Raw genomic sequence first — 26629 nt, 5'->3', positions numbered from 1 at the left:
CGGATGTCGCGGTGAGCGCCGACGGCTCCGCGCCGTATCCACTCGGGCTCACCCTCGTCGACGGCGGCGCGAACGTCGCCGTCTACAGCGAGAATGCGGACTCCGTCATCGTCTCGATCTTCGACGCGCGCGGTCGTGAGAAGCGCACCGAACTGCCGAACCGCACGGGGCACGTCTTTCACGGCTTCGTCGCCGGCCTCGTCCCCGGCACGCGTTATGGCCTCCGGGTCGCGGGACCCTGGGACCCCGCCAACGGGCTCCGATTCGCTCCGGCGAAGGTCCTCCTGCCGACCCGCGCCCGCGCGGTGACCGGCTCCTGGGACAACTCGCAGGCCGTGTTCGGCCACCAGCTCGGCCGGCCCAAGCGTCGCAGCGACACCAACGGCAAGGGCCACGTCGCGCTCGGCGTGGTCATCGACCGGCAGGAGTTCGACTGGGGCGACCACGAGCGACCGCACACGCCGCTCAGCGAGACGATCATCTACGAGACCCACGTCAAGGGCTTCACCAAGCTGATGGAGTGGGTGCCGGAGGAGTTCCGCGGCACCTACGCCGGACTCGCCCACCCGGCCGCCGTCGAGTACCTCAAGAACCTCGGTGTGACCGCCGTCGAGCTGATGCCGGTGCACCAGTTCGTCCAGGACCCGCACCTGCAGGAGAAGGGCCTCCGCAACTACTGGGGCTACAACTCGATCGGCTTCTTCGCCCCGCACAACGAGTACGCCGCCACCGGCGACACCGGCCACCAGGTGGACGAGTTCAAGGGCATGGTCAAGGCGCTGCACGCGGCCGGGCTGGAAGTCATCCTCGACGTGGTCTACAACCACACCGCTGAAGGCAACGACCTCGGTCCGACCTACAGCTTCAAGGGGATCGACAACCCCTCCTACTACCGGCTCGTCGAGGGCGACCGCGCCCACTACTTCGACACCACCGGCACCGGCAACAGCGTCAACGTCAGCCATCCCGCCGCCCTGCAGCTCATCATGGACTCGCTGCGCTACTGGGTGGAGGACTACCACATCGACGGGTTCCGGTTCGATCTGGCCACCACCCTCACCCGGCAGGGCGGCGACGCCAGCCTGCACAGCGCCTTCCTCACGCTCATCCAGCAGGACCCGGTCCTCGCGCGGGTGAAGATGATCGCCGAGCCGTGGGACACCGCCGGCTACCAGCTCGGCGGCTTCCCGGCGGACTGGTCGGAGTGGAACGGAAAGTTCCGCGACGATGTCCGCGACTTCTGGCGCGGCACACCCGGCGTGCTCGGGACGCTCTCGCAGCGCGTGCTCGGCAGCCCGGACATCTACGAGGACTCCCGCCGGGCGCCCCTCTCGAGCGTCAACTTCGTCACCGCCCACGACGGCTTCACCCTCGCGGACCTCACCAGCTACGACGAGAAGCACAACGAGGCGAACGGCGAGGACAACCGCGACGGGGAGTCCGACAACCGCTCCCGCAACTACGGCGTGGAGGGGCCGACCGACGACCCCGCCATCAACGCCGTCCGCGTCCGCCAGCGCAAGAACTTCCTCGCCACCGTGCTGCTGTCCGCCGGCGTCCCGATGATCCTCGGCGGCGACGAGATCGGCCGCACCCAGCAGGGCAACAACAACGCATACTGCCAGGACAACGAGATCTCCTGGTACGACTGGGCGAACGCCGACTGGGACCTGCACGCGTTCACGGCGGCGCTCATCCGGCTGCGCCGGACCGAGCCCGCGCTGCGGCCGGAGTGGTACCGGCACGCCCCCGACGTCGGCGGCGCGGACACGGTGCGCATCGTCCGCGCCGACGGCGAGCCGTTCGCCGACGAGGACTGGGGCGACCCGGAGGCCCGGTCGATCGCGTTCCTGCTGATGCACGAGGGCGCCGACTCCTTCCTGTTGATGCTCAACGCCGCCGCGAACGGCGTGGAGTTCGTCCTGCCCGACCCGCCCGGAGCGCACTGGGCGCTGGAGCTGTCGAGCGACCCCGAGCTCGCGCTGAACGACGGCGAGAGCGTGATCGTGGGCGAGACCTCCTTCGCCCTGTTCCGGTCGGCGGCGGGGTGATGGGCGCCGGTGGCTTCCTGACCGGGAACGTCAGCGCGCAGCCGCCAGCACGTCCGCGATCCGACCGGGCACGGCCTCGTCCTGCAACGACGTCGTGTCGCCCAGCGGCCGCCCGTCGAAGAGGTCGACCAGCAGCCTCCGCATGATCTTGCCCGAGCGGGTCTTCGGGAGGTCGTCCACCACCACGACATGGCGCGGTTTCGCGATCGCGCCGATCGTGCGGGCGACCTGGTCGCGCAGGCCGGAGGGGTCCACCGCTCCGGCCGGGATGACGAACGCCGCGACCGCCTGGCCGGTGGTCGCATCGCCGACGCCGACCACGGCGGCCTCCGCGACGGACGGGTGCGCGACCAGCGCGGACTCGATCTCGATGGTCGAGAGGCGGTGGCCGGAGACGTTGATCACGTCGTCAAGCCTCCCCAGCAACCACAGGTAGCCGTCGTCGTCCACCGCCGCGCCGTCGCCGGCGAGGAAGTAGCCGCGGTCGGCGAACGCCCGCCAGTACGAGTCGCGGTAGCGCTCCGGGTCGCCCCAGACCGTCCGCGACATCGCCGGCCACGTACCGTCGATCACGATGGAGCCGCCGGAGCCGCGCGGGACGTCCTCGCCGCGCTCGTCCACGACCCGCACGCTCACGCCGGGAACTGCCAGCGTCGCCGAGCCGGGCTTCAGCGCCGTGACGCCGGGGAGCGGGGCGACGATCGCCGCGCCGGACTCCGACTGCCACCAGGTGTCGACCACGGGCGCGCGGCCGCCGCCGAACTGCTCCCGGAACCAGACCCAGACCTCCGGGTTGATGGCCTCCCCCACGGTGCCGAGCAGCCGGATGCTGGAGAGGTCCCAGCCGCCGGCGGCACTCAGCCCGTCCGGGAACCAGCTCATGAACGTGCGGATGAGGGTCGGTGCCGTGTAGTACGTCGTCACCCCGTAGCGCTCGATGATCTCGAAGTGCCGGCCGGTGCCTGGCGTGTTCGGCGTTCCCTCGTAGAGGACGGAGGTGGCGCCGTTCGACAGCGGCCCGTACAGGACGTAGGTGTGCGCGGTCACCCAGGCCAGGTCCGCCGTGCACCAGTAGACGTCGGTGTCCTTCGCGTCGAAGAGCGCCCAGTGGCTCCACGACGCCTGCGTGAGGTATCCGCCGGTGGTGTGCACGACGCCCTTCGGCCGGCCGGTCGTGCCGGAGGTGTAGATGATGAAGAGCGGTGTCTCGGCGTCGAAGAACTCGGGCTCGTGCTCGGCGGCCGCGGTGTCGACGACGTCGTGCCACCACACGTCGCGGCCGGGAGTCCACGGGATGTCCGGCGTGAGCTCGCCGGTGCGCCGCACGACCAGCACGTGCTCGATGGCGTTGTCCCCGGCCACGGCGGCGTCCGCCTGCGCCTTCACCGGCACCGCGACGCCGCGGCGGAACTGGCCGTCGGAGGTCACCAGCAGTTTCGCCCCGGTGTCCTCCACCCGGAAGCGCAGGGCCTCCGCCGAGAACCCGCCGAACACGAGTGAGTGGATCGCGCCGACGCGCGCGATCGCCAGGGTGATGACCACGGTCTCCACGAGCACCGGCAGGTAGACGACGACGCGGTCGCCCTGGCCGACGCCGAGCGCGGTGAGGGCGTTCGCAGCCCGGGCGACGCGGCGCTGGAGGTCGGCGTAGGTGACGGTCTCGCGGTCCCCCGGCTCACCCTCGAAGTGCAGCGCGACACGGTCGCCGTGGCCGGCGGCGACGTGGCGGTCGACGCAGTTGACCGCGGCGTTCAGCCTCCCACCGGCGAACCACTCGGCGCGGGGGATGGTGAGCTCGCCGTCCGGGCCCGGCGTCGCGGGCGCCCAGGTGTGCGCGGTGTGCCAGGGCTCGGCCCAGTCGAGACGCGCCGCCTGCCGCTCCCAGAACGCGACAGGGTCGCCCGCGGCCTCCGCGAACACCTCCGGCCCGACGTTCGCCTGCGCCGCGAACTCGGCGCTCGGCTTGTACCGGCGGGATTCGCGGCCCAGGTTCTCGATCGCGCTGCTCACCCTCCGACGCTAGCGGCGCCCTCCGCCGCGGCCGGTCTCCCGCGTAACCGCCCGTAACCGACCATGGGGTGGGAGCATGTGGGCATGGAACCGGTCGCAGCGCTGAACGAGATCGCCTTCTGGCTGGAGCGCGAACTCGCCCCCTCCTTCAAAGTCCAGGCGTTCCGCAAGGCGGCCGCGATCATTGCGCCGCTCGGCACCGACGAGGTCGCGGCGCGCGTCGCCGACGGGCGGCTCAAGCGCACGAAAGGGATCGGCGACCGCACCTTCCAGGTCATCGCGCAGGCCGTCGACGGCGACGTACCCGCCTACCTGGCCGATCTGCGTGAGCGCAACGCGGAGCCTCTCGACGCCGGCGGCGCCGAACTCCGCGCCCAGCTGCGCGGCGACCTCCACAGCCACACCGAATGGTCCGACGGCACGGTGCCCATCGAGGTCATGGCGGCCGCCGCCGCCACCCTGGGCCGCGAGTACCAGGCGATCACCGACCACTCTCCCACGCTGACCGTCGCCAGCGGGCTGAGCGCCGAACGCCTGGAGGAGCAGCTCGACGTCATCTCCGGGCTCGACACCGGAGGCGTCACCCTCCTGACCGGCATCGAGGTGGACATCCTGGAGGACGGGACGCTCGACCAGACGCCCGCCCTCCTCGACCGGCTGGACGTGGTGGTGGCGAGCGTGCACTCCAAGCTGCGCGCGGACAGCCGCACCATGACCGCGCGGATGCTCGGCGGCATCCGCGCACCGCACACGAACGTGCTGGGCCACTGCACCGGGCGGCTCGTCCAGGGCTCGCGCGGCACCCGGCCGCCGAGCGAGTTCGACGCCGACGCGGTGTTCGCTGCATGCGCGGAGAACGGCGTCGCTGTCGAGATCAACTCGCGGCCGGAACGCCAGGACCCGCCGGACGACCTCATCCAGCGGGCGCTCGACGCGGGCTGCCTGTTCTCGATCGACACCGACGCGCACGCGCCGGGGCAGCTCGACTTCCTCGCCTACGGTGCGGCGCGGGCGGCGGCGAACGGTGTCCCGGCCGAGCGCATCGTGACCACCTGGCCGTTGCCGCGGCTGCGGGAGTGGCTCGCGAAGTAGCGCCGCGCCTTCGAAGAGCGATTTGCACCGACTATCGGAATCGGCACCCAAAACGCCGAATCACCACGTATTCCGTGGCTAAATCGCCCGATGTGGTATGCGATCCGTTGTGCTCGATTCGGATTTCGTTGCGGAGTGGGCTTACTATGGCACGTCCCCGACTGCAGCGAAGGAGCTCGCGTGTCCACCAACCCCGCCCCCACCGCACTGCGCCGGTCCCTCGGCCTCTGGGCGATCGTCGGCCTCGGCCTCGGCTACATGACCCCGATGACCGTGTTCGACACGTTCGGGATCGTGACCGGCGAGACCAACGGCGTCGTCCCGTCCGCGTATCTGTTCGCGCTCGTCGCGATGGTGTTCACCGCGGTGAGCTACGGACGGATGACCCGGGTGTTCCCCTCGGCGGGATCGGCGTACACGTACGCGTCGGAGACCATCCACCCGAACGTCGGCTTCCTCGTCGGCTGGTCGTCCCTGCTCGACTACCTGCTGCTGCCGCTGGTGAACGCGCTCATCGTCCGGCTCTACCTGGAGTCGTTCTTCCCGCAGGTGCCCGGCTGGATCTGGGTGGTCGGCTACGTGGCGGCGATCACGGCGATGAACCTGTTCAGCATGTCGTCCACCTCCAAGGTCAACGGCATCCTGGTGGCGTTCCAGATCGTGCTGATCGCGGTGTTCGTGGCGCTCACCTGGGCGTCGCTGAACGCCGGAGCGGGCACCGGGACGCCCTTCAGCCTGACGCCGCTCTTCCACGAGGGCGTACACCTCGGCGCGGTGATCGGCGGGGCGACCGTGGTCTGCTTCTCGTTCATCGGCTTCGACGCGATCACGATGTACACCGAGGAGGCCAAGGACACCCGCACGGTGCCCAAGGCGATCGTGCTCGCGCTGATGATCGGCGGCGCGATCTTCTTCGTCGCGGCCTGGTTCGCGCAGTCGCGCTTCCCCACGCTGGCCGGCTTCCACTTCACCGACGACACGCTGCCGGAGATCGCGCTGAAGACCGGCGGGCTGTTCTTCCAGATCCTCTTCATCTCGGCGGCGGTCGCGGCGGCGGTGGCCTCCAGCCTGGCGTCGCACGCGAGCGTCTCGCGCATGATCTACGTGATGGCGCGCAACGGAAACGGCCGGATCTCGCGCACGCTCTCGTTCGTGCACCCGAAGTTCCGCACTCCGGCCGTCGCCGTGCTCCTGGTCGGCGCGGTGTCGCTGCTGGCGGCCGCCTTCACACTGGAATTCGTGTCGTCGATGATCAACTTCGGCGCGCTCATCGCCTTCACGATGGTCAATGCGACGGTGATCATCCACTTCGCGATCCGCAAGCGGCAGGTGCACGGCGCGAAGCAGATCGTCCGCAACATCGTGCTCCCGGGCATCGGGATGCTGCTGACCGGTGTGCTGTGGGCCAACCTCCACTTCGATGCGCTCACCTACGGACTGATCTGGCTGGCGATCGGGATCGTCACGTTGCTCGTGCTGACCCGGGCGTTCCGCAAGCGCCTCGGCGTGAAGCTGGACGAGGACGGCGACGCCGCGATCATCACCCGCGAGGGCGCGCCCTCCGAGATCGGCAGCTAGGCGCTAGTTGCCCCAGGCGGAGGCGGGGGCCGTCACGATCTGGACGGGGCTCGTGCTCCAGTGCGAGCCGTAGCCGTAGTGGCTGCTCGCCCACGGGGAGGCCCAGATCGCGGCCGCCGTCACGTCGGCGTTGTCCCCCGCGACGAGTCCGGCGACGACGGCGGGATAGCCGCGCTGCAGATTCTCGGCGCAGTACTTTGCGGCCGTCACGAGGTCCGGGTAGCTGCCGAGGCCGGCACCGCCTCCCGAGCCGTAGCCGTTGTTGAGAGGATTGTTACGGTTCCACCAGTCCGGCGGCCCGTTCTCCTGGCGCATCCAGCGCAGCATGAAGTCCACGTTGGCCTTGGTCGTCTGCCAACCGCCGAACATCAGCACCAGCTCGGCCCACGACTGGTTCGTGCCGATGCGGCTGAGGCTCTGGATGCTGTCCGTCGCCCCCAGAGTGTCACGGTTCACGACGGGGGCGCCGATCGTGGCGTCCACCAAGAGGTGCTGCACCGCGCCCGACGCAGGAGCACCGGATGCCAGCGTGGTGGCCTCCGGGCCGATCACGGTCGCGGCGAGCGCGGCGTCCGTCGGCACGATCGAGAAGCCGCAGACCAGCGCGATCACGGCCAACGAGACGCCGAGCCGGTGGTGGAGCGGGAGCTGCAACGCCCGGCGGCCGTGACGACGGGATGCGCGCGGAGAACGGGGCGACGGCGGCGTCGGCCGGGACGCCGTGCGGGCGTGCGCCTGCCTCGCCGGGGGTACGGCGGCACGACGGCCTGCCGAGCGGCGGCCGCGCATGCGAGGGGGGTCCGCGGGCGTCATACCCGATCGAGGGTACCAGCGACTCGTGTTAAGGGAACCCGGGAGATCTCCAGGGACCGCGCCCCGGAGACCTCCCGTCGGTCCGCTAGTGCCGGTCACCCCGCGCCGGCGGGGCCGCCGCGAGCGCCAGCGTCTGCTGCAGCGCGGTGTACTCCGCCTTGGGCTGGAGGTTGGCGTCGTAGATGTCCGCTGCACCCTCGCCGGCGAACACGCCAGGCACCCACGAGTAGGCGTCGCCGAATCCCCACACCGTGTACGAGATGCAGTTGCGCACCGCGAGGCACGCCTGCAGGGTGCTCGTGTAGCCGGCAACCTGAGCGTTCTGCTCCACCGCGGTCACCGGGAGGGTGGTCCGCACGTCGACCTCGGTCTCCGCGACCTTCAGGCGCAGGTCCGAGAAGCGCTGCAGGTTGTTCTGCAGGTCGGGCAGCCCGTACTGGGTGTCGAGGTGGGTCTGGAAGCCGACGCCGTCGATCGGGACGCCCTGCGCCTTCAGCTGCTGCACGGAGCTGAAGACCGCGTTGCTCTTCGGGCCGGTGTACTCGATGTTGTAGTCGTTGTAGAACAGCAGCGCCTTCGGGTCGGCGGCGTGCGCCCAGCGGAACGCGTCGGCGATGTAGCTCGGCCCCAGCTTCTGAAGCCAGATCGAGTCGCGCAGCGTGCCGTCGTCGTTGAACGCCTCGTTGACGACATCCCACTGCCAGATCTTGCCCTTGAAGTGGGTGACCTCGTCGGTGATGTGCTTCTTCAGCAGCGCCGCGACATCCGTGGACGACATCGACGGCAGCTTCTGCGAGAGCCACGACGGCAGCTGGTTGTGCCAGACCAGCGTGTGTCCGCGCACGAGCTGGCCGTTCTGCTGGGCGAACGCGACGAGCTGGTCGGCGGGGGCCCAGTTGTACGTCCCCTGCGTCGGCTCGACGGCATCCCACTTCATGACGTTCTCGGGACTCACCGTCGAGAACTGGCTCGCCGCGATCGCCTTGTACGCCGAGTCGCTCGCCAGGGCGTCCATGTTGACGGCGGTTCCGATCCGCAGCCCGCTCTGCGCGGCGAGAGTCCGCAGGGAGCCGGGCTGGGACGGGGATGGGCGCTCTGTGCTCCCGTGCGGGTCCGCCACTGCGGCGCCCTGGCTGACGAACAGTGCGCTCGCCCCGAGCAGGGCGGCGCCGGCGATCACCAATCGACCTCGAATTGTCACGCGATACTCCTTCGTATGGCTGGACGCCCGGGCTTTGGGCGTCCGCTGTGAAGTTTCGCCAGTTCGATTTGTTGTGTCAATGGACAAATAGGGTTTTGGAAAACCTATTTCACCCGCAGACAGGGGACACGGGCTTGGGCCCGCTATTCGGCGGGGATGGGCGCGCTGACGCGACCCTCGGCCGGCGCGGCTCCCGGGTCGGCCGGACGACGGACGCTCATCACCACGACGCACACCACGATCGCCGCGAACAGCACCAGGCTGACCGGGCCGGTGCCGAGGTTCAGCCCGCCGCGCGCGTGAGAGACGGCCAGCCAGTCCGAGATCGAGGCGCCGAAGGGCCGGGTCAGAACATAGGAGGTCCAGAAAGCCGCGGTCCCACCGAGCCCCCACCAGCGGTACGCGACGCCCGGGACGGCGAACAGCACGCCGAACAGGATCCCGGAGACCAGGTAGCCGAGACCGAAGGTCGTCGCCGTGAGGTCGCCGACCGCCGTGCCGAGCGCGAACGTCGCCAGCACCGCGCACCAGTAGAAGAACTCCCGGGTCCGCGTGTCGATGTGATGCACCGACAGCGTCCGCTGGGTGCGGTACCAGACCGCGAACACGACGGCCAGGACGACCGCGAAGAAGACCGTCGACACCAGGTACGGGATGCCGATGACGATGTGCAGGACGTCGGCGACCATCGTGCCGAACACCGCCACCATCAGCACGGTCAGCCAGTACACCCATGGGATGTACCGGCGGACGGCGAACTGTAGCACCAGAGCGGCGGCGAACACCACGAAGGCGGCGATCACCGCGATGACCGGGTCGTAGTTCTTGACCAGGAAGTCGGAGGTGGTCTCCCCCATGGCGGTGGTCAGCAGCTTGGTGACCCAGAACAGCGCGGTGACGGCGGGGACCTTGTTGCGGAGCATTCGGACAGCATGCCGCAGCGCCTCCCAGAATTTTCTGAGAGGCGGAACTGGGAGCCGGCTGGGGATCCTTAGCGGCGTCTGGGGAGGCGGTGCGCAGGCTGGATGGTCGAAGGAGGTCCCATGACCACAGCCACGCCCCGCCGCCCGATGGGAGAGGACCTGCCGACCGCCGCGTCACCCGCCACGGCCTGGGGGATCGTCCTCCCGCTCGTCGCCATCCTTCTCGTCGTGCTCGCCGGGCTCGCGATCGCCGCCTCCCCCGCCGTCACCGCGTGGGACCTCGGCGTCATCCGCGCCGTCGAGGGAGCGCGAACGCCGTTCCTCGACGCCGTTACGCTGACCGACTCCGTTCTGTTCTCGCCCGTGGCGGCACTCGTGATCGTCGGGCTGATCTCGGCGGCTACGTGGATCGCCCGGCGGAGGCTCGGACCGGCGCTCGCGTTCGCGGCGCTCGCCCTCCTCCCGTGGCTCGGCAGCACCGTCGTCAAGGACATCGTGCGGCGGCCCCGGCCGCTGTCCGCCGACCTCCCGCATCACGTGCTCACCGACACCGGGTTCAGCTTCCCGAGCGGGCACACCAGCTTCACGGTGGCGCTCGCCCTCGCACTGCTGATCGTGTTCGGGCACGGCCGGCTGCGGCGCCCGCTGCTGGCGTTCGCGATCGTCGCGCCGCTGGTCACCGCGTTCTCCCGCGTCTACCTCGGCGTGCACAACCCCACGGACGTGCTGGCCTCCCTCGTCTACGCGACGGCGGCGGTCCTGCTCGTCCTCGGCGTGCTGCGGCTGATCGCGCCGCCGCTGGAGCGGTTCCCGCTCATCGGCCCGGGGCTCGACCCCGCGCGACGGCCGCGAACCGCGGAGGCCGCGCTAAGTTGAACGACATGGAGGCCACCCGACTGCGCGTGCTGCTGGTCGAGGACGACCCGCGCCTCGGGCCGCTGATCGAGCAGGTGCTGTCGGAGACCTACGACGTCACGCGCGTCACCGACGGGGAGGCCGCGCTGACCGTCGGACTCGCCGAGCGGTTCGACGCGATGGTGGTCGACCGCCGCCTGCCGGGCATCGACGGCGTGACCCTGGTCGGCAAGCTGCGCGACGGCCGCGTCGTCGCGCCGATCATCATGCTCACCGCGCTCGGCGCCCTCCGGGACCGCGTCGAAGGCCTGGACGCCGGCGCCAACGACTACCTCGTGAAGCCGTTCGAGTTCGACGAGCTGCTCGCCCGGCTGCGGGCACTGACCCGCACCTTCACCGGCGAAGGCCGCGAACTGCCCGTCGGCGGGTGGCGGTTCTACCCGGAGAGCCGCAGCATCTACTCGCCGTACGAGGGCCGCATCCAGCTCACCGAGCGGGAGTCCGACCTGCTCCGGCTGCTGGCCGAGAGCCCGCTGCGCACGTTCTCGCGCGCGCACATCCTGGAGGCCGTGTTCGAGGCGGACGAGCAGCCCGGCACCGTGGACACGTACGTGCACTACCTGCGGCGCAAGACCGACCCGGAGATCATCGCGACGGTGCGTGGCGAGGGCTACCGGCTGGGGCAGTTGTGAGGCGGCAGCGGTGACCAGACGCGACGACGCGGACTTCGGGGAGGTGCGCCGCGCCTCCCGCACGGTCGGCCTCCAGCTCACCATCGCGTCCGGCGCGCTGGTCGTCGCGGCGATCGGGGTGGCGTTCTTCTTCGTCCTCGATCAGCTCCAGCCGAAGGAGCTGCAGGAGGCCCCGCGGCCCGGCGAGCACAAGATCTACATCGACACGGTCGACGCGATGATCGCGTTCATCGTCGTCGGGGTGCTGGCCGTGATCGTCGCGGGCGTGCTCGCGGTCGTCGTCACCCGCCGCGCCGTGCGGCCGCTCGGAGAGGCGCTGCGCCGTCAGCGGGACTTCGTCGCGGACGCCAGCCATGAACTGCGCACGCCGCTCGCGGTGCTGGACGCACGCCTCCAGGTGCTGCAGCGCGGCCTCCCGCCCGACGACCCGTCGACGGCGACGGTGGCCGAGCTGCGCGACGACACGCGGACCCTGATCGACGTCGTGAACGACCTCCTGCTCGCCGCCGACCCCGAACGCGAGCGCGCCGCGGCGTCCGACGGGCCTGTGCCGCTGGCCGAGCCGGTGCGCCGGGCTGTCGACGCGCTCGGGGTGCTCGCGGAGCAGGCCGGGGTGACGGTGCGGTTGCAGGTGCGGGACGAGGTCGCGTGCGGGGTCCCGGCGACGACCCTGCAGCGCTGCGCAACGGCCCTGCTGGACAACGCGGTCGCCCACTCCCCCGCCGGCGGCGTGGTCACGGCGACGATCCGGCGCGAGGGGCGCTCGGCGTACCTCACGGTCGCGGATCAGGGGCCGGGCATCCAGGGCATCGACCCGGCCCGCATCTTCGACCGCTTCGCCCGCGCCGCCTTCAGTTCGCCGACCGCCACCGGCCGCTCCCGCTCGGGCTTCGGAATCGGCCTCGCCCTCGTGCGCGAGGTCGCGGTGCGCCACGGCGGCGAGGTGCGCGTGGCCTCCACCGGCCCGGAGGGCACCGCCCTCGAACTGCGGCTGCCGGCCCGCTGACGCGGCTGGCGCGCCGCCCAATTCCGGAAACCTGGGCGGTGCAGTCGCGGATGTCCGGAGTTACGGACTCCCGTGCGGCGGGTCGTGATCACCCTCCAGAGTTGGTCGCGCTGGAGGCAATTCCGGAGGCTGCGACGGGAAGTGGCCGGGAATGACCGGAACTCCGGTTATCCGGCGGGGATCGGGATGGATCTCCGGAGGTGGTCGGGGGGGAGGTAACGGAGGAGATCCCTGCACCCGGGTCCCCCGGACGCAGTCAACGGAGGAGACCGGGGGCAGTGGAGGGCGGGAGTCCTCCGTTGCTTGCGCGGCCGGTGCGGGGTGGCGTCAGGCGGGGCGGAGCTCGGCGACGAGGATGCGGTCCTCGTCGTGGGTCCACCAGGCGTGCCGGCTCAGCGCGAGGCCGGCGGGGGCCACGGCTTCGGCGAGGAGTTCGGGGGTGCGGAAACGCTCGTGGTGAGTCGGGTAGGGCGGCGGCCCTGCGCCAGGGTGACCGCCATGATGCCCACCTCCATGCCCCGCTACGGCCGCCTCCGGCCGGCCGCCGTGCTGGGACGGGTCCACCTCGCCGAAGGTCGCGGTGATGACGCGGCCTCCCGGCCGGAGCACGCGCACCCACTCCGCGATCGCGGCGTCGCGTCCGGGAAGAGGTGGATGCCGGTCGCGCACGTCACCAGATCGAACGCGTCGTCGTCGAACGGGAGCACCGTCGCGTCGCCCTCGACCAGGGTGGCGCCGGGGAGCTCCGCGCGCGCGACCTCGACCATCCCGCCCGACAGGTCGATGCCGAAGAGCCGCAGCGCGCCGTCGCGCGAGTGCAGCGCGCGCAGCACCAGACCGGTCCCGGTCGCGACGTCGAGCACGTCCCGCACGCCGTCCAGGTCGGCGAAGTCGGCCACCGCGGCGGCGAGCGCCCGGTGCATCTCGCTCCGGTCGTACTCCGCGGCCCGGCCGTCGAAGCGGGCGCGGACCGCGGCGAGGAGGTCGTCCGTCATGGCGGGAGCCTAGCCCCTCTACACTTGCTGCATGACAGCCCCCGCCCTCCTCGCCTTCGCGGGCCTCTGCGCGATCCTGGCGGTGACGCCCGGCCCCGACACCTTCCTCGTGCTGCGCTACAGCCTGGCGCGCCCGGGCGCCGGGCTCGCGGCGTCGGCCGGGTCCGCCGTCGGCTCGATGCTGTGGGCGCTCGCCGTCGCGCTCGGGCTCGCCGCGCTGCTGGAGCAGTCCGCCGAGGTGTACCGCGTCGTCAAGATCGCGGGAGGCCTCTACCTCCTCTACCTCGGCGTCGCGGCGCTGATCGCCAGCCGCCGGCACGCGGCGCGGGGTCCCGAGGCGACGGTGCGTACGACCACGCTCCGCTCCGGCTTCCTCGCCGGAGTGCTGTCCACGGTGATGAACCCCAAGGTCGGCCTGTTCTTCCTCGCCATCGCACCGCAGTTCGTCCCGCACGACGGCGCCGCGATCGGCAACACGCTCCTGCTCGGCGCGATCGACGCGGTCGTCGCAGCCGCCTACCTCACGGTGGTCGCGCTGCTCGCGTCGCGCGCGGTGCTCTGGCTCAAACGGCCCACGGTGACGAAGACGCTCGAGCGCATCTCGGCCGCGATCCTCGCCGCCCTCGGCATCGGGACGATCGCGCTGAGCGCCACCGAGTAGGCGCGCTGCTGTCCTGACGAGCTGACATCCTCCACAAGGTGTACGGTTGTTCTGACATTTGGATCGACTGTGGAGGACGCGGATGCAAGCCGAGTACCCGCTGCCCGTGGACCTGTTCGACAGCCTCGACAAGACCAGCCCGGTGCCGCTCTATTACCAGCTCGCGACCGCACTGGAGGCCGCGATCCGCTCCGAGACCGTGCCCCCGGGATCGCGCCTCGAGAACGAGATCTCGCTCGGCAACCGGCTCGGGCTGTCGCGTCCGACCATCCGTCGCGCTCTGCAGGAGCTGGTCGACAAGGGCCTCCTGGTCCGCCGCCGCGGCATCGGGACGCAGGTCGTCCACGGTCGCGTCACCCGCAACGTCGAGCTGACCAGCCTGTACGAGGACCTCGGGCAGTCCGGGCAGACGCCGACGACCCGCGTCATCTCCTACGAGATCGGGATCGCGGACGAGACCGCGGCGCGCGAGCTCGGGGTCCCGCTCGGGAACCCCGTGCTGGAGCTCACCCGGCTGCGTTCGGCGGACGGCGTCCCGCTGGCGATCCTCGAGAACACGCTGCCGGAGGACTTCATCGGCATCACGCGCGAGGAGCTGGAGACTCGCGGTCTCTACCAGCTCCTCAAGGCACGCGGTGTCGCCATCCGGGTCGCCAACCAGCGGATCGGCGCCCGCGCCGCGAGCGCGAACGAGGCCGACCTCCTCGAGATCCGCCGCGGCTCCCCGCTGCTCACCATGTCGCGCACGGCGTTCGACAACTCCGGCCGGGCGGTCGAGTTCGGGCGGCACGTGTACCGGCCCGACCTCTACTCGTTCGAGCTCACCCTCGTCGACCGCTGACCTCCCGCCGCAACGCGTCAGGCGTAGAAGGCGGGGCGCGTGGGCGACTCGACGGGGACGGGGCCGGACTCCTCCAGCGCCCGCACACCGGCCTCGCACGCGAGGGCGACGAGGTAGCCGTCCCACGCGTTCGGCCCGGCGATGAGCGAGCCGTCGCGCACCGCATCCACCCACGCCTGCACCTGGGCGTCGTACGCGCGGGCGAACCGGGTCTTGAAGGTCGTGTGCTCGGCGATCGAGAATGCGGCGTCCGACCAGCGCTGCAGCCCGGACGGCTGACCGATGCGTGCGACGCCGCTCTGGAAGACCGCCTCGGTGCCGACCTGGTAGCCGAACCGCACGCTGACGTTCATCTCCACGTCCACCAGCACGCCGTTCTCCAGCTCGATGAGCACCAGGATGGGCTCCCGCAGCCGCTCAGGCGCGAGGTCGTTGCGCCGCGGGTACTTGACCTCGACGCTGCGCACAGGCGAGCCGGCGAGCCACGGCATGACGTCGAACTCGTGCACGACCGAGTCGGTGATGAGCATCGACTGGGTGTAGCCGTCGGGCACCGACGGGTTGCGGTGCACACCGCGCAGCATCAGCAGCTCCCCCGCGTCACCGCCGACGATGAGCTCGCGCAACGCGCGGTACTCCTCGTCGAAGCGGCGCATGAAGCCGAGCTGGATGTGCGGACGATCGAGCTTCTGCTCCAGCTCCAGGACGCGCAGCGACGACGCGCTGTCCGGCGTCAGCGGCTTCTCGCAGAGGATGGGGAGCTTCGCCTCCAGCGCGGGCACCAGGACGGGCTCATGGAACTGGCCCGGCGTCGCGATGATGACCGCGTCCAGCGCCGAGGCGGCGAGCGCATCCTCCAGGCTGCCGAAGGCCCGCGCCCCGGGAGCGGCCGCCGCCGCGGCCTCGGCCCGTCCGGCGTCCGGCTCCACGATGGCGGAGACGGTGGCTCCGCTGATCGTGCGAGTGATGCGCTGGATGTGGTCGGCGCCCATCTGTCCGGCGCCGACGACGCCGATGCGGAGGTCCTGGTTGCTGGTGGTCATTCGGTCTGGCTCGATTCTGTCGGCGTGGCGGAAGGGTGTCAGCGGTTGCGGTCAGCGGTTACAGGTCAGCGCGTGCGGGTCAGCGGCGAGCACCCGAAGATGTGCTGCCGGGTCCGGGTGGCGATCCCGAGCGGTACGTCGATGTCGACGCCGGGCATGTCCTGCTCGACGATCGCGAACGTCTCCGGATCGATCGCGGCGACCGCCTCGATGATCGGCGCGAAGTCGGGAATCCCGGCCGGCGGCTCGACCATCACGTCGATGGCCGCGTCGGCGAACGCGATGTCGTTCTTGAGCACCTCGAACCGGAACTCCGGATCGATCTGCTTGAGGTGCAGATACCCGATCCGCTCGGGGTGGTCCCGGATCAGCGCGACGCTGTCGCCGCCGTAGTAGGCGAGGTGGCCGGTGTCGAGGCACAGGTTCACGTAGCGCGGATCGGTCTGCGCGAGCAGGCGTTCGATCTCGCGTTGCGTGCCGACGTGCGAGTCGGCGTGGGAATGGAACTGCTGGCGAAGGCCGTATTCCTCGAGGAGCATATGACCGAGGCGGTCGTGGCCGGCCGCCAGCGATTCCCACTGCTCGTCGGTGAGCGTGCGCGGCTCCAGCGTCTCCCCGGTCGCATCCGACCGCCAGAGGTCGGGGATGACGACGATGTGCTCGCCGCCGACCGCGCGGGTCAGCGCCGCGACTTTCTCGACCTGCTCGACGGCGCGGTCCCACTGCTCGGCGCCCTTGTGGAAGCCGGTGAACACCGTGCCGCCGCTGATCCGGAGGTCGCGCTTCGCCAGCTCGTCCAGGAGCCGGGCCGGATCCGTCGGGAGGTAGCCGTACGGACCGAGCTCGATCCAGTGGTAGCCGGCGGCCTGCACCTCGTCGAGGAAGCGGTCCCACGGGGTCTGCCGCGGGTCGTCCGCGAACCAGACGCCCCACGAGTCGGGCGCGGTGCCGATCCGGAGGCCGGAGGTGTGGGGCTCCGCGGGGCGGCGGTCGGTGGCGGTGTCGGTCATCCTCGTCCTTCGGTGATCGTGGTGGTTCGGTATGCGCGCTCAGCCGAGGAGCGGCCGCTGCCGCTTCAGCTGATCGAGGTAGTCGGTGCGGGCGTTGCGCGTGCTCTCCAGCTCGGAGACCTCGGCGACCGGGACGTCCCACCAGCCCTCGCCGTCCGGCGCGTACACGAACGGGTCGGAGTCGACGTGGATCAGCGTCGAGGTGGCGGAGGCCTTGGCCGCCGTGACGGCCGCCTCGAGCCGGGCGGCGGCATCCGGGCCGGGCGGGACCTCGATGACGTCGATGCCGTAGCTGCGCGCGTTGGCGGCGAGGTCGACCGGCAGGAAGTCCCCGCGCTCGAAGTTCAGCTCGGCGTCGTCGCGATAGCGGTAACGGGTGCCGTAGCGCTGCGAGCCGACCGTCTCGGAGAGGTGGCCGATCGAGGCGTAACCGTGATTCTGGATGAGGACGACGACGATCTTGATCCCCTCGGCGACGGCGGTCGCGAGTTCGGTGTGCAGCATGAGGTACGAGCCGTCGCCCACCATCACGATCACGTCGCGGTCGTCGCCGACCGCCTCCAGCCCCCGCTTGACACCCAGACCGCCGGCGATCTCGTAGCCCATGCACGAGAAGGCGTACTCCACGTGGTAGCCGAGCGGGTCCCGCACGCGCCAGAGCTTGTGGAGGTCGCCGGGGAGGGAGCCGGCCGCCTGCACGACGACGTCGCGCGGGTCGGAGGCGCGTTGCACGGCTCCGATGATCTGAGGTTGTCCGAGGAGCGCCGGCTGTCCCGCCGGTTCCGGGGCGGCAGGGGCGAGCGCCTGGTCGGCCACCCGGTCCCATTCCGCCTTCTCCTCGGCGATCCAGGTCGCGTAGCCGGGGTGCAGGGAGTAGCCGACGAGCGCGTCCGTCAGCGCCGCGATGCCCTCCCGCGCGTCGGCGATCAGCGGGAGCTGCGTACCGTGCTTGTAGGCGTCGAACGGGGCCACGTTGAGGTTCACGAACCGCACGTTCGGGTTCTGGAAGACCGTACGGCTGGCCGTGGTGAAGTCGCTGTAGCGGGTGCCGACGCCGATCACGAGGTCGGCCTCCGCCGTGACGCGGTTGGCGGCGGTGGTGCCGGTCGCGCCGACGCCGCCCAGGTACTGCGGGTGGTTCCAGCTCAGCGAGCCCCCGCCGGCCTGGGTGGTGCCGACCGGGATGCCGGTCGCCTCCACGAACGCGCGCAGCACGTCCTCCGCGCCCGAGTACAGGACGCCGCCGCCGGCGACGATCACCGGACGCTGCGCGGCGCGGATCGCGTCGACGGCCGCGGCCAGAGCCCAGCCCTCCGGGGCCGGACGGCGGACGTGCCACTCGCGGGGGGCGAGGAACTCCTCCGGAACGTCGAGCGCCTCGGCTTGCACGTCCTCCGGCAGCGCGATGGTCACCGCGCCCGTCTCGGCGGGATCGGTCAGGACGCGCATCGCCGCGAGAGCGATCGAGAAGAGCTGCTCCGGTCGCTGGACGCGGTCGAAGAACCGCGACACCGGACGGAACGCGTCCGTCACCTGGATGCCGAGGTCGTGCGGGTGCTCCAGCTGCTGCAGCACCGGGTCGGCGACGCGGGTCGCGAACGTGTCGGACGGCAGCAGCAGCGCCGGGAGGCGGTTGGCGGTGGCGAGCGCGGCGCCGGTGATCATGTTGGCGGCGCCCGGGCCCACCGATGCGGCCGACGCGAGGGTGGCCCGGCGTCGGTGGATGCGGGCGAACCCGACCGCCTGGTGGACCATCGCCTGCTCGTTGCGCGCCTGGTAGTACGGCATCAGCGTCGGGTCCTGCGCGTTCGCCTGCGCGAGCGCCTGGCCGACGCCTGCGACGTTGCCGTGGCCGAAGATGCCGAGCATGCCGGGGATCGTGCGCTCGCGCACGTCACCGTCGACGGTCCACTGGTTGGCGAGGAACTCGACGAGCGCCTGGGCCACCGTCATCCTGCGGGTCGTCATCGGGCGGCTCCTTCGGTGGTGGGGAGGGTATCGGTCGCAGTGGTGCCCGTGGAGTAGGGCAGGCGCGCGTCCTGCTCCAAGCCCTCCCACGTGCTGCGCAGCCAGGTCTGGCGCGGGTCGTCGCTGATCAGCCAGGCGCGCTCCTCGCCGGGGCCGGCCATGACGTTGAGGTAGTAGAGGTCGTACTCCGGCGCCGCGACCGCGGGGCCGTGGTAGCCGAACGGCACCAGGGCGATGTCCCCGGTGCGCACGAGCGCGTTGGTCTCGATGTCGCCCGCGGCCGAGCGGTAGGTGGCGAAGCTGCCGAAGGCGTCCGCCGTGGGCGGGGCGCTCGCGCCGCGGACCGGAGCGGCCTCGAAGTAGTAGATCTCCTCCAGCGCGGACTCGTGACCGGGGATGTCCTCGTCGTGCTTGTGGGCGGGATGCGACGACCAGTTGCCGGCGGGCGTGATGACCTCGCAGACGATCAGCGCGGCGGCGTCGAGCGCGCCGGGGGTGCCGAAGTTGTGGACCTGGCGGGTATCCCGACCGGCCCCGCGCAGCTCGACCGGGACGTCTCTCTTGGCGATGTACGCCGACGGCTTGCGGACCCGCGTCGGCGCCTCCGCCACGGCGACCCGGCCGAACCCGCTGATGGTCAGCGCGTTGCCGGCGCCCACGTACACCACGTCGGTCGGTCCGTCGAAGACGCTCGACCGGCCGGCGAGGTGGGTGGTCTCGCCCTCGTGCTCCACCGCGAACGACCCGGCCAGCGGGACGACGATGCGCTCGACGTCGCCGGCCTCCAGCTCGACCGCGTTGCCGGCGAGCTCCGCGACCCGCAGGCCGGTGTGCTGCCAGCCGTCGAGGGAGTCGTCGACCACGGACTCCCACCAGCGGTCACTCAGCGCGCCGCGCGGGAAGAACCATTCGTTGTGCTCTGCCATCTCCGACCGTCTTCAGTTGTTCTGCGGGAAGCCGAGGTTGATGCCACGGTTGTCCGAGTGGTGCCGCGTCGCCGGGTCGAGCCAGCGGCTGGTGATCGCCTTCTCGCGGGTGAAGAAGTCGAAGCCGTGCACGCCGTACGCCTTGGCGTCGCCGAACAGGGAGGCCTTCCAGCCGCCGAACGAGTGGTAGGCGACGGGGACCGGGATGGGCACGTTGATGCCGATCATGCCGACCTGGACCTCGCTCTGGAACCGCCGGGCCGCGCCGCCGTCGTTCGTGAAGATCGCGGTGCCGTTGCCGAACTGCCCGGAGTTGATCAGGTCCAGGCCCTCCTGGAAGGTCTGCACGCGCACCACGGACAGCACCGGCCCGAAGATCTCCTCACGATAGGCGGCGGAGGTGACCGGGATCTTGTCGATCAGGGTCGGACCGAAAAAGAAGCCGTCCTCGTGACCCTCGACCGTGAATGCGCGGCCGTCGACCACGATGTCCGCGCCGTCCGCCTCGGCGATGTCGACGTAGCCGGACACCTTGTCGCGGTGCACGCCGGTGATCAGCGGCCCCATGTCGGGCTCGCCCTGTCCGTCTCCCGCGCCGTTGCCGATGCGGAGGCGGCCGATGCGCTCCTTCACCTTGGCGATCAGCTCATCGGCGACAGGCTCGACCGCCAGGACGACCGAGACGGCCATGCAGCGCTCGCCCGCGGCGCCGTACCCGGCGTTGACCGCCTGATCGGCCACCAGGTCGAGGTCGGCGTCGGGCAGCACCAGCATGTGGTTCTTCGCGCCGCCCAGCGCCTGGACGCGCTTGCCGTTCTTCGACGCCGTCTCGTAGATGTACTGCGCGATCGGGGTCGAGCCGACGAAGGAGATGGACTGGACGACCGGGCTGTTCAGCAGGCCGTCGACGGCGAGCTTGTCGCCCTGCAGCACGGTGAAGACGCCGTCCGGGAGGCCCGCCTCCTTCCACAGCCGGGCGAGCCAGAGCGCAGCCGACGGGTCCTTCTCGCTGGGCTTGAGCACCACGGCGTTGCCGGCCGCGATCGCGATGGGGAAGAACCACATCGGCACCATGGCCGGGAAGTTGAACGGCGAGATGACGCCCACCACGCCGAGCGGCTGCTTCAGGGAGTACACGTCGACGCCGGTCGAGGCGTTCTCCGAGTAGGCGCCCTTGATCAGGTGCGGGAACCCGGTCGCCAGCTCCACGACCTCCTGGCCGCGCAGGATCTCCCCCATCGCGTCGGAGAGCACCTTGCCGTGCTCGGCGGTGATGATCGACGCCAGCTCCCCCTTGCGCGCGTTCAGCAGCTCGCGGAACGCGAACAGCACCGACTGCCGCTTGGCGATCGAGTACTGGCCCCACACCTCGAAGCCGCGCTGCGCTGAGGCGATCGCCTCGTCGATCTCGGCCTGATCGGCGAGGGCGACGTTCGCCGTCGCGACGCCGAGCGCCGGGTTGAAGACCGGAGCGGTGCGACCGCTGGTGGAGGGTCGCTCGGCCCCGTCGATCCAGTGCGGGATCGTCGGCAGCTGGCCCGCGGCGACGGGGGCGGTGGTGGTGTCGGTGCTGGTCATGATCGTGTTCCTTCGCGGTACTGCGTGCGGTGAGCCGGCCGGATCAGCGGCCGTGGACGAGGGAGGCGGCGATGTCGACCGCCCGGCCGACGTCCCCGTCCTTCGGGTAGAGGAGAGTACGCCCGACGACGAGGCCGTGCACGCCGGGGAGCGCGAGTGCGGCCTCCCACGACGCGAAGGTCTCCTCGGGCGCGGCGTCGGTGTCGCCGCCGAGCAGGAGCGTCGGCAGCGTGGTCGCCCTCATGACGCGCTCCATCTCGGGCACGACCGGGAGCTTGAGCCACGTGTACGACGACGAGGCGCCCAGACCGGACGCGATGGCCACCGACTGGATGACGGCGTCCGTCGTGAGGTCGTTGACGATCCGGCCCTCGTGCCAGCGGCTCATGAACGGCTCGAGCAGGATCGGGAGCCGCGCCCGGGCCGCCGCGGTGACCGCGTGGGCGGTCGCCTCCAGCGTGCGTGCCGTGCCGGCGTCCTCCAGGTTGACGCGGACGAGCAGCTTGGCCGCGTCCACGCCGTCGTGCACCATCGCGTCGACGTCGTAGCCGGTGTAGCGGTCGTCCATCTCGAAGACGGCTCCGCGGAGGCCGCCGCGGTTCATGGAGCCCACGGCGATCTTGTCGTCCAGGGCGCCGAGCAGCGCAAGGTCTTCGATGATGTCGGGGGTGCCGAGCACGCCGTCCACCCCTGGGCGCGACAGCGCGAGCGCGAGCCGCTGCAGGAGGTCGTAGCGGTCGGCCATCGCGACCGGGTCGTCGCCGACGCCGAGCGCGCCGCGCGCGGGATGGTCGGCGGCGACGATGAAGAGGCGGCCGTCGTCGCGGACCAGCGGGCGCCGGGTGCGGGCGGCGAGGACGGTCGCGACGTCGTCGGGGCCGGTGTGGCGGCGGGCGCGGAGGCGCTCGAACGCTGCCTCGTCGATGATCGGGGTCGGGCCGGCGATCAGGTCAGCTGTGGACATTCTGGAGCTCCTTCAGCACGGATTCGACCTCGTCGGTCGTCGGCATCGCTGTCGAGCACTCGCGGCGCGTGGCCACGATGGCTCCGGCGACGTTGGCGAAGCGGATGACCCGCTCCAGCGACCAGCCCTGCAGCAGGCCGTAGCAGAGCGCGCCGCCGAAACCGTCGCCCGCGCCGAGGCCGTTGACGACCTTCACGAAGTAGGGCGGCACCTCCACGGTCTCCTCGCGCGTCTTGGCGAGCACGCCCCGCGGACCCTGCTTGACCACGGCCAGTTCGACGCCGCGCTCGAGGAGGGCGTCCGCAGCGCGCAGCGGCTCGGTCTCACCCACCGCGATCTCGCACTCCTCGCGGTTGCCGACCGCGACCGTCACGTGGCCGAGCGCGCGCTCCACCTCGGCCGTCGCCGTCGCCCCGCTCGGCCAGAACATCGGCCGGTAGTCGAGGTCGAGGATCGTCAGCGGCCGCCGATCTCTGGCCTCCCACGCCACATGGTGGGCGGTGCGGCTCGGCTCGCGAGACAGCCCCGTCACGGTGGACCAGTAGATCCGCGCCCGGCTGATCGCGTCGAGGTCGAGGTCCTTCGCGGTGATGGCGAGGTCGGGCGCGAGCGGGTCGCGGTAGAAGTACAGCGGGAAGTCGTCGGGCGGGAAGATCTCGCAGAAGGTCACCGGGGTCTTGAGGGTGCCGACCGTGCCGACGAACCGGTCGTCCACACCGAGCCGACGCAGTTCGCGGCGCGCATAGCGCCCGAACGGGTCGTCGCCGGTCGCCGTGACGACGGCCGAGCGGAGGCCGTGGCGCGCGGCGGCGATCGACACGTTGGTGGCGCTGCCGCCGAGGAACTTGCCGAACGTCTCGACGTCCTCCAGGCCCACCCCATCCTGGAGCGGGTAGATGTCGACACCGATGCGCCCGATGGTGATCAGGTCGAACGGCTGCCCCTGGTCGGTCATGGCGTGGAACTCCTTCGTCGGGCTCGTGCTGTGCTCGCTGATCACAGCCTACACCGTATGTTCTATCAAACTGACAAGCTTTCTGCCACTATGGAAACGATCCCTCGTCCTGAACCATCGGAGGACCCCATGCCCCTCGTCCGCATCGAACTGCAGGAAGGCCGACCCGCGGCGGCCGTCCGCGCCATCGCCGACGCCGTCCACGACGCCATCGTGACCGAGTACCGCATCCCCGTGCGCGACCGTTTCCAGATCGTCACGGAGCGCCCGCCCGGCTCGATCATCGCGGAAGACGCCGGGCTCGGCTTCGACCGCACGGACGGCGTGGTCGTCATCCAGATCTTCACGCAGCGCGGCCGCGCGCCTGAGGCGAAGCAGAGCCTGTTCGCAGAGATCGCGCGCCGGCTCGCCGGGGTCGGGGTCGCCGGGGAGGACGTGTTCATCGGCTACGTCGAGAACGGCCCGGAGGACTGGTCGTTCGGCTTCGGGAGGTCGCAGTACGTCACCGGTGAGCTCGCCGTGCCGAGCGCGGTAGCGGGCTGAGGCTGGTCAGCACAGTGTGGTGGAGGACTCTGGAAATCGAACCAGACAAGTCGCCCCGATAGGCGAGTCCCCCGTGGACCACTCCACCTTACGCGCTCGAGCGCTCCGCTGTGCTCTCCTCCGCGGTGCTCTCCTCCGCGGTGCTCTCCTCCGCGGTGTCGGCGAGCGCGCCGAGCAGCCGCACCTTCTCCGCGTCCGCCTCCGTGACGGCGTGGTAGAGCACGAGCACGATGCCGTCGGTGCCGGTGATCTGCAGCTTCTCGCGGTGCACCGCGAGGGGCCCTACCTGAGGATGCTGGAACACGAAGGTCGCGCCCTGGCGCTCGCGGACGTCGTGGCGGCTCCACAGCCTCCGGAACACCGGGCTCGCGATCGACAGCTCGCCGACCAGCTCGACCACGCGCGCGTCGTCGGCGTCGGCGCCGACCGAGCGCCGGAAGCCCGCGATCAGCACGGCCGAGGCGGCCTCCCAGTCCGGGAAGAGCGCCTGCTCGGCGGGGTCGAGGAAGACATCGCGCATCCGGTTGCGACCGGGGACCAGCCGCGGCGAGAGCGCGGACGCGAGGGAGTTCGCGGCGAGCACGTCGAGGTAGCGGCCCTCGACGAACGCCGGGAACGGAAGCTGCGGAACGAGAGCGGCCAGGCTCCCGGGAACGGTCTCGGCCCGAGGCCGCCGGGGCCGGCGCGGTGCGCGGTCGTCGTCCGGCAGCCCGAGCAGGTACGCGGTCGCCTCGTCGTCCAGTTGCAGCACGCGCGCGATGGAGCGCAGCACCTGCCCGGACGGGTTCCGGTCGCGGCCCTGCTCCAGCCGGAGGTAGTACTCGGCGCTGATGCCGGACAGCATCGCGACCTCCTCGCGGCGGAGGCCGGCCACCCGGCGCGTGCCGAGCACGGGGATGCCGACGCTCTCGGGCGAGACCAGCTCGCGGCGGGCGCGCAGGAACTCGCCCAGCAGGTTGGCCGGCCCGTCGGTGTCCGCGTTCATGGAGTCCACGCTACGCGGGAGCCGAGCGTCCAGGCTGTCCCTCCCACTACCAGTGTGGACAGGGGCTGGCTGGGCCCGGCCTGCCGGGGAACCATCGAAGGGTCAGCACCCGACCAACCGAAAGGACCGAGCATGGCCGACCAGCGCATCCTCGTCACCGGCGGCTCCGGCTTCATCGCCGGGCACATCATCCTCCAGCTCCTCGGCAGCGGCCACGAGGTCCGCGCCACCATCCGCTCTCTCGACCGCGAGAACTCCGCTCGCGCGGCCCTGGCCGAGGCCGGGATGACGAACGGCGACGCGCTGCACTTCGTCGCGGCCGACCTCCTGGACGACGCCGGCTGGGCCGAGGCGGTGGAGGACGTGGACGCGGTCCTGCACGTCGCCTCGCCGGTGCACCTCGGACCGGTCGACGACGAGGACGACGTGATCGTGCCGGCGCGGGAGGGCACGCTGCGGGTGCTCCGCGCGGCCCAGGGCGCGGGAGTGCGCCGGGTCGTGCTCACCTCCGCCTTCCACGCGGTCGGGTTCGGCCATCCTCCGCTCGACCGCGCGTTCACTGAGGCCGACTGGTCGCCGCTCGACGGGCCGGGGATGGACGCCTACGGCCGCAGCAAGGTGCTCGCCGAGCGCGCCGCCTGGGAGCTGATCGGCGACGGCCCCACCGAGCTGGTCACGATGCTCCCGGTCGCGGTCGTCGGACCGCTGATCGGCACCGGGATGTCGGGTGCGAACCACCTGGTCCGGCGTGTGCTCACGGGCGAGCTGCCCGCGTATCCGGACTTCGCCGTCCCGTTCGTGGACGTGCGGGATGTCGCGGCCGCGCACATCGCGGCGATCACCGCGGAGGGCGCGGCCGGCGAGCGCTTCCTGCTCGCGGCCCAGGAGGACGCCGTGCCGCTCGCGGAGGTCGGCGCGGTGCTGCGCGACGAACTCGGCGAGCGCGCGAGCCGCGTACCCCCGGCGACCGCGCTGCTCCCGGACGCGGCGGTGCGCGCGGCGGCGGAGACGAACCCGGGGATGCGCCCGATGGCGGCTGAGCTCGGGTACCGGAAGAAGGCGTCGAACACGAAGGCGCGGCGCGTGCTCGGGTTCGACCCGCGGGCGTGGCAAGAAGCGGTGGCGGCTGCGGCCGAGAGCATGCTGGCGAAGGGGCTGGCGGAGTGACGCTTCACGGCTCCGCGAGCAGCGACGCGTACAGCTGCTGCGTGGCCGGGCTCGGGGAGACTCCGAGCTCGTCCCGCAGCAGCGAGCGCAGTTCGCCGTACACTCCGACCGCGGCCCCGACATCCCCCTGCCGTCGCAGCGCCCGCATGAGCACCTGGTAGCCGGTCTCGCGCAACGGAGCGATCGACACCAGCCGACGGCCCGCGCGGACCGCCGCGGGAAGCTCGGTGCCGCCCATCTCCAGGGTCGCGACCGCGTAAGCCTCCAGCGCGCGCACGAGGATGTCGGCGAGCGCGCGACGCTCCTCGTCGATCCAGCCGGCCTCCTCGCCGGGCAGGAACTCGCGCTGGGCGATCAGCATCGCACCGGTCGCGGGCCCCCACGCCGTCGCCCAGCGCCCGAGGGCGACCTGCGACTCGGCGCGGTGCACGGCCTGCTCCGCCCACTCCACGTCGATGCGGGCGTCCTCCCCCAGCTCGAGCCGCAGCGCCGACCGTCCCTCCAGCGCGTCGGCGCCGAGCAGCCGCCGCAGCTTCGACACGAGCGGGTTCAGTCCCGCTCCGTGGACGGCGACCGCGCCGGGCCAGACCGCTTCGGCCAGCTCCTCGCGGGTGCAGGGGCGGTGCCGGTTGAGCACGAGATACGCGAACAGCAGCCGTCCCTGCCGCCCAGGGAGGCCGTCCTCCAGCCGCTCACCTGCACGCTCGAGGTGCAGGGTCCCGCAGAGCTGCACCCGGACTCCACCGGACGCCAATGTCATGCCAACATTCTG

General features: G+C 71.3%; 24 protein-coding genes. 10 read left to right on the top strand and 14 right to left on the bottom strand.

All coding sequences use genetic code 11. The features are described from left to right. Positions 1–11: 11 nt before the first annotated feature. Entirely contained in the window at positions 12–2051 is a 2040-nt protein-coding gene (glgX, locus tag AC1ROW_RS17780) for a glycogen debranching protein GlgX (protein WP_493020283.1), read from the top strand. 30 nt (positions 2052–2081) lie between these two features. Here the strand turns inward: glgX and acs are convergent, their stop codons facing one another. Further along, complete coding sequence (acs, locus tag AC1ROW_RS17775; protein WP_493020281.1) at positions 2082–4061, bottom strand: acetate--CoA ligase; 1980 nt, start codon at positions 4059–4061, stop codon at positions 2082–2084. Positions 4062–4145: 84 nt separating this feature from the next. Here acs and AC1ROW_RS17770 point away from each other — a divergent pair, with 84 nt between their 5' ends. Together AC1ROW_RS17770 and AC1ROW_RS17765 are read left to right on the top strand one after the other, a co-directional pair. Continuing rightward, positions 4146–5153, top strand: a complete 1008-nt coding sequence (locus tag AC1ROW_RS17770) for a PHP domain-containing protein (RefSeq protein WP_493020279.1) — start codon at positions 4146–4148, stop codon at positions 5151–5153. 180 nt (positions 5154–5333) lie between these two features. Next, entirely contained in the window at positions 5334–6731 is a 1398-nt protein-coding gene (locus tag AC1ROW_RS17765; protein ID WP_493020277.1) for an APC family permease, read from the top strand. Positions 6732–6734: 3 nt separating this feature from the next. On the opposite strand, the gene AC1ROW_RS17760 is transcribed toward AC1ROW_RS17765, so the two are convergent. The 3 genes from AC1ROW_RS17760 to AC1ROW_RS17750 form a co-directional block, all read right to left on the bottom strand. Further along, positions 6735–7385, bottom strand: a complete 651-nt coding sequence (locus AC1ROW_RS17760; RefSeq protein WP_493020275.1) for a hypothetical protein — start codon at positions 7383–7385, stop codon at positions 6735–6737. Positions 7386–7629: 244 nt separating this feature from the next. Then, positions 7630–8745 (bottom strand): endo-1,4-beta-xylanase, encoded by a 1116-nt coding sequence (locus AC1ROW_RS17755; protein WP_493020273.1) that lies wholly within the window; start codon positions 8743–8745, stop codon positions 7630–7632. A 143-nt stretch (positions 8746–8888) separates the two neighbouring features. Next, positions 8889–9668 (bottom strand): COG4705 family protein, encoded by a 780-nt coding sequence (locus AC1ROW_RS17750; RefSeq protein WP_493020271.1) that lies wholly within the window; start codon positions 9666–9668, stop codon positions 8889–8891. A gap of 120 nt (positions 9669–9788) precedes the next feature. Between AC1ROW_RS17750 and AC1ROW_RS17745 the strand changes: the two genes are divergently transcribed. From AC1ROW_RS17745 to AC1ROW_RS17735, 3 genes are read left to right on the top strand one after another with little or no spacing between them, the layout of a single operon-like run. Beyond that, positions 9789–10544 carry a phosphatase PAP2 family protein gene (locus AC1ROW_RS17745; RefSeq protein WP_493020269.1) on the top strand — a complete coding sequence of 252 codons (756 nt, stop codon included), beginning with the start codon at positions 9789–9791 and terminating at the stop codon, positions 10542–10544. A 5-nt stretch (positions 10545–10549) separates the two neighbouring features. After that, entirely contained in the window at positions 10550–11215 is a 666-nt protein-coding gene (locus AC1ROW_RS17740) for a response regulator transcription factor (RefSeq protein ID WP_493020267.1), read from the top strand. Between the two features lie 10 nt (positions 11216–11225). Beyond that, entirely contained in the window at positions 11226–12221 is a 996-nt protein-coding gene (locus AC1ROW_RS17735; protein ID WP_493020265.1) for a sensor histidine kinase, read from the top strand. A 521-nt stretch (positions 12222–12742) separates the two neighbouring features. Here AC1ROW_RS17735 and AC1ROW_RS17730 read toward each other — a convergent pair. Then, on the bottom strand, positions 12743–13216 hold the full coding sequence (locus tag AC1ROW_RS17730) for a class I SAM-dependent methyltransferase (protein WP_493020263.1): 474 nt from the start codon (positions 13214–13216) through the stop codon (positions 12743–12745). 31 nt (positions 13217–13247) lie between these two features. Between AC1ROW_RS17730 and AC1ROW_RS17725 the strand changes: the two genes are divergently transcribed. Both AC1ROW_RS17725 and AC1ROW_RS17720 read left to right on the top strand, forming a co-directional pair. After that, on the top strand, positions 13248–13877 hold the full coding sequence (locus tag AC1ROW_RS17725; protein ID WP_493020261.1) for a LysE family translocator: 630 nt from the start codon (positions 13248–13250) through the stop codon (positions 13875–13877). A gap of 82 nt (positions 13878–13959) precedes the next feature. Beyond that, entirely contained in the window at positions 13960–14718 is a 759-nt protein-coding gene (locus tag AC1ROW_RS17720) for a GntR family transcriptional regulator (protein ID WP_493020259.1), read from the top strand. A gap of 17 nt (positions 14719–14735) precedes the next feature. Here AC1ROW_RS17720 and AC1ROW_RS17715 read toward each other — a convergent pair whose 3' ends face one another. The 7 genes from AC1ROW_RS17715 to iolC form a co-directional block, all read right to left on the bottom strand. Continuing rightward, positions 14736–15761, bottom strand: coding sequence for a Gfo/Idh/MocA family protein (locus AC1ROW_RS17715; protein ID WP_493020258.1), 1026 nt, complete (start codon positions 15759–15761; stop codon positions 14736–14738). Positions 15762–15826: 65 nt separating this feature from the next. Beyond that, complete coding sequence (locus AC1ROW_RS17710; RefSeq protein WP_493020256.1) at positions 15827–16771, bottom strand: sugar phosphate isomerase/epimerase family protein; 945 nt, start codon at positions 16769–16771, stop codon at positions 15827–15829. Positions 16772–16810: 39 nt separating this feature from the next. Beyond that, positions 16811–18739 (bottom strand): 3D-(3,5/4)-trihydroxycyclohexane-1,2-dione acylhydrolase (decyclizing), encoded by a 1929-nt coding sequence (gene iolD, locus AC1ROW_RS17705; protein ID WP_493020254.1) that lies wholly within the window; start codon positions 18737–18739, stop codon positions 16811–16813. Next, positions 18736–19665, bottom strand: a complete 930-nt coding sequence (gene iolB / locus AC1ROW_RS17700) for a 5-deoxy-glucuronate isomerase (RefSeq protein WP_493020252.1) — start codon at positions 19663–19665, stop codon at positions 18736–18738. The genes iolD and iolB overlap by 4 nt, the downstream gene beginning before the upstream one ends. 12 nt (positions 19666–19677) lie before the next feature. Next, entirely contained in the window at positions 19678–21243 is a 1566-nt protein-coding gene (locus AC1ROW_RS17695; protein ID WP_493020250.1) for a CoA-acylating methylmalonate-semialdehyde dehydrogenase, read from the bottom strand. A 43-nt stretch (positions 21244–21286) separates the two neighbouring features. Continuing rightward, complete coding sequence (locus tag AC1ROW_RS17690; RefSeq protein ID WP_493020248.1) at positions 21287–22207, bottom strand: Cgl0159 family (beta/alpha)8-fold protein; 921 nt, start codon at positions 22205–22207, stop codon at positions 21287–21289. Beyond that, the gene (gene iolC, locus AC1ROW_RS17685) at positions 22194–23162 is read right to left on the bottom strand and encodes a 5-dehydro-2-deoxygluconokinase (RefSeq protein WP_493020512.1); all 969 of its coding nucleotides are present in this window, start codon (positions 23160–23162) and stop codon (positions 22194–22196) included. Before iolC ends, AC1ROW_RS17690 begins: the two co-directional genes overlap by 14 nt. 129 nt (positions 23163–23291) lie before the next feature. On the opposite strand from iolC, the gene AC1ROW_RS17680 reads away from it, so the two are divergent. After that, positions 23292–23705 (top strand): tautomerase family protein, encoded by a 414-nt coding sequence (locus AC1ROW_RS17680; protein ID WP_493020246.1) that lies wholly within the window; start codon positions 23292–23294, stop codon positions 23703–23705. 88 nt (positions 23706–23793) lie between these two features. Here the strand turns inward: AC1ROW_RS17680 and AC1ROW_RS17675 are convergent, their stop codons facing one another. Next, positions 23794–24690: a helix-turn-helix domain-containing protein gene (locus tag AC1ROW_RS17675; protein WP_493020244.1), complete on the bottom strand. Its 897-nt coding sequence runs from the start codon at positions 24688–24690 to the stop codon at positions 23794–23796. A gap of 132 nt (positions 24691–24822) precedes the next feature. On the opposite strand from AC1ROW_RS17675, the gene AC1ROW_RS17670 reads away from it, so the two are divergent. Further along, positions 24823–25857 (top strand): NAD-dependent epimerase/dehydratase family protein, encoded by a 1035-nt coding sequence (locus AC1ROW_RS17670; RefSeq protein WP_493020242.1) that lies wholly within the window; start codon positions 24823–24825, stop codon positions 25855–25857. Between the two features lie 4 nt (positions 25858–25861). On the opposite strand, the gene AC1ROW_RS17665 is transcribed toward AC1ROW_RS17670, so the two are convergent. Continuing rightward, the gene (locus AC1ROW_RS17665) at positions 25862–26617 is read right to left on the bottom strand and encodes an AfsR/SARP family transcriptional regulator (protein WP_493020240.1); all 756 of its coding nucleotides are present in this window, start codon (positions 26615–26617) and stop codon (positions 25862–25864) included. Positions 26618–26629 lie beyond the last annotated feature (12 nt).

Source organism: Leifsonia sp. GW821-FHT13C09 (assembly GCF_058806435.1).
Note: the sequence above shows the minus strand (reverse complement) of the source record. Positions and strands in the feature narration are given on the sequence as shown.

What these genes read in the sequence shown, in the direction of transcription:
- AC1ROW_RS17770 (WP_493020279.1), top strand. Translation starts at nt 4,146, where the DNA reads ATGGAACCGGTCGCAGCGCTGAACGAGATCGCCTTCTGGCTGGAGCGC.
- AC1ROW_RS17750 (WP_493020271.1), bottom strand. Translation starts at nt 9,668, where the DNA reads ATGCTCCGCAACAAGGTCCCCGCCGTCACCGCGCTGTTCTGGGTCACC.
- AC1ROW_RS17745 (WP_493020269.1), top strand. Translation starts at nt 9,789, where the DNA reads ATGACCACAGCCACGCCCCGCCGCCCGATGGGAGAGGACCTGCCGACC.
- AC1ROW_RS17740 (WP_493020267.1), top strand. Translation starts at nt 10,550, where the DNA reads ATGGAGGCCACCCGACTGCGCGTGCTGCTGGTCGAGGACGACCCGCGC.
- AC1ROW_RS17730 (WP_493020263.1), bottom strand. Translation starts at nt 13,216, where the DNA reads ATGACGGACGACCTCCTCGCCGCGGTCCGCGCCCGCTTCGACGGCCGG.
- AC1ROW_RS17725 (WP_493020261.1), top strand. Translation starts at nt 13,248, where the DNA reads ATGACAGCCCCCGCCCTCCTCGCCTTCGCGGGCCTCTGCGCGATCCTG.
- AC1ROW_RS17720 (WP_493020259.1), top strand. Translation starts at nt 13,960, where the DNA reads ATGCAAGCCGAGTACCCGCTGCCCGTGGACCTGTTCGACAGCCTCGAC.
- AC1ROW_RS17715 (WP_493020258.1), bottom strand. Translation starts at nt 15,761, where the DNA reads ATGACCACCAGCAACCAGGACCTCCGCATCGGCGTCGTCGGCGCCGGA.
- AC1ROW_RS17710 (WP_493020256.1), bottom strand. Translation starts at nt 16,771, where the DNA reads ATGACCGACACCGCCACCGACCGCCGCCCCGCGGAGCCCCACACCTCC.
- iolD (WP_493020254.1), bottom strand. Translation starts at nt 18,739, where the DNA reads ATGACGACCCGCAGGATGACGGTGGCCCAGGCGCTCGTCGAGTTCCTC.
- iolB (WP_493020252.1), bottom strand. Translation starts at nt 19,665, where the DNA reads ATGGCAGAGCACAACGAATGGTTCTTCCCGCGCGGCGCGCTGAGTGAC.
- AC1ROW_RS17695 (WP_493020250.1), bottom strand. Translation starts at nt 21,243, where the DNA reads ATGACCAGCACCGACACCACCACCGCCCCCGTCGCCGCGGGCCAGCTG.
- AC1ROW_RS17690 (WP_493020248.1), bottom strand. Translation starts at nt 22,207, where the DNA reads ATGTCCACAGCTGACCTGATCGCCGGCCCGACCCCGATCATCGACGAG.
- iolC (WP_493020512.1), bottom strand. Translation starts at nt 23,162, where the DNA reads ATGACCGACCAGGGGCAGCCGTTCGACCTGATCACCATCGGGCGCATC.
- AC1ROW_RS17680 (WP_493020246.1), top strand. Translation starts at nt 23,292, where the DNA reads ATGCCCCTCGTCCGCATCGAACTGCAGGAAGGCCGACCCGCGGCGGCC.
- AC1ROW_RS17675 (WP_493020244.1), bottom strand. Translation starts at nt 24,690, where the DNA reads ATGAACGCGGACACCGACGGGCCGGCCAACCTGCTGGGCGAGTTCCTG.
- AC1ROW_RS17670 (WP_493020242.1), top strand. Translation starts at nt 24,823, where the DNA reads ATGGCCGACCAGCGCATCCTCGTCACCGGCGGCTCCGGCTTCATCGCC.
- AC1ROW_RS17665 (WP_493020240.1), bottom strand. Translation starts at nt 26,617, where the DNA reads ATGACATTGGCGTCCGGTGGAGTCCGGGTGCAGCTCTGCGGGACCCTG.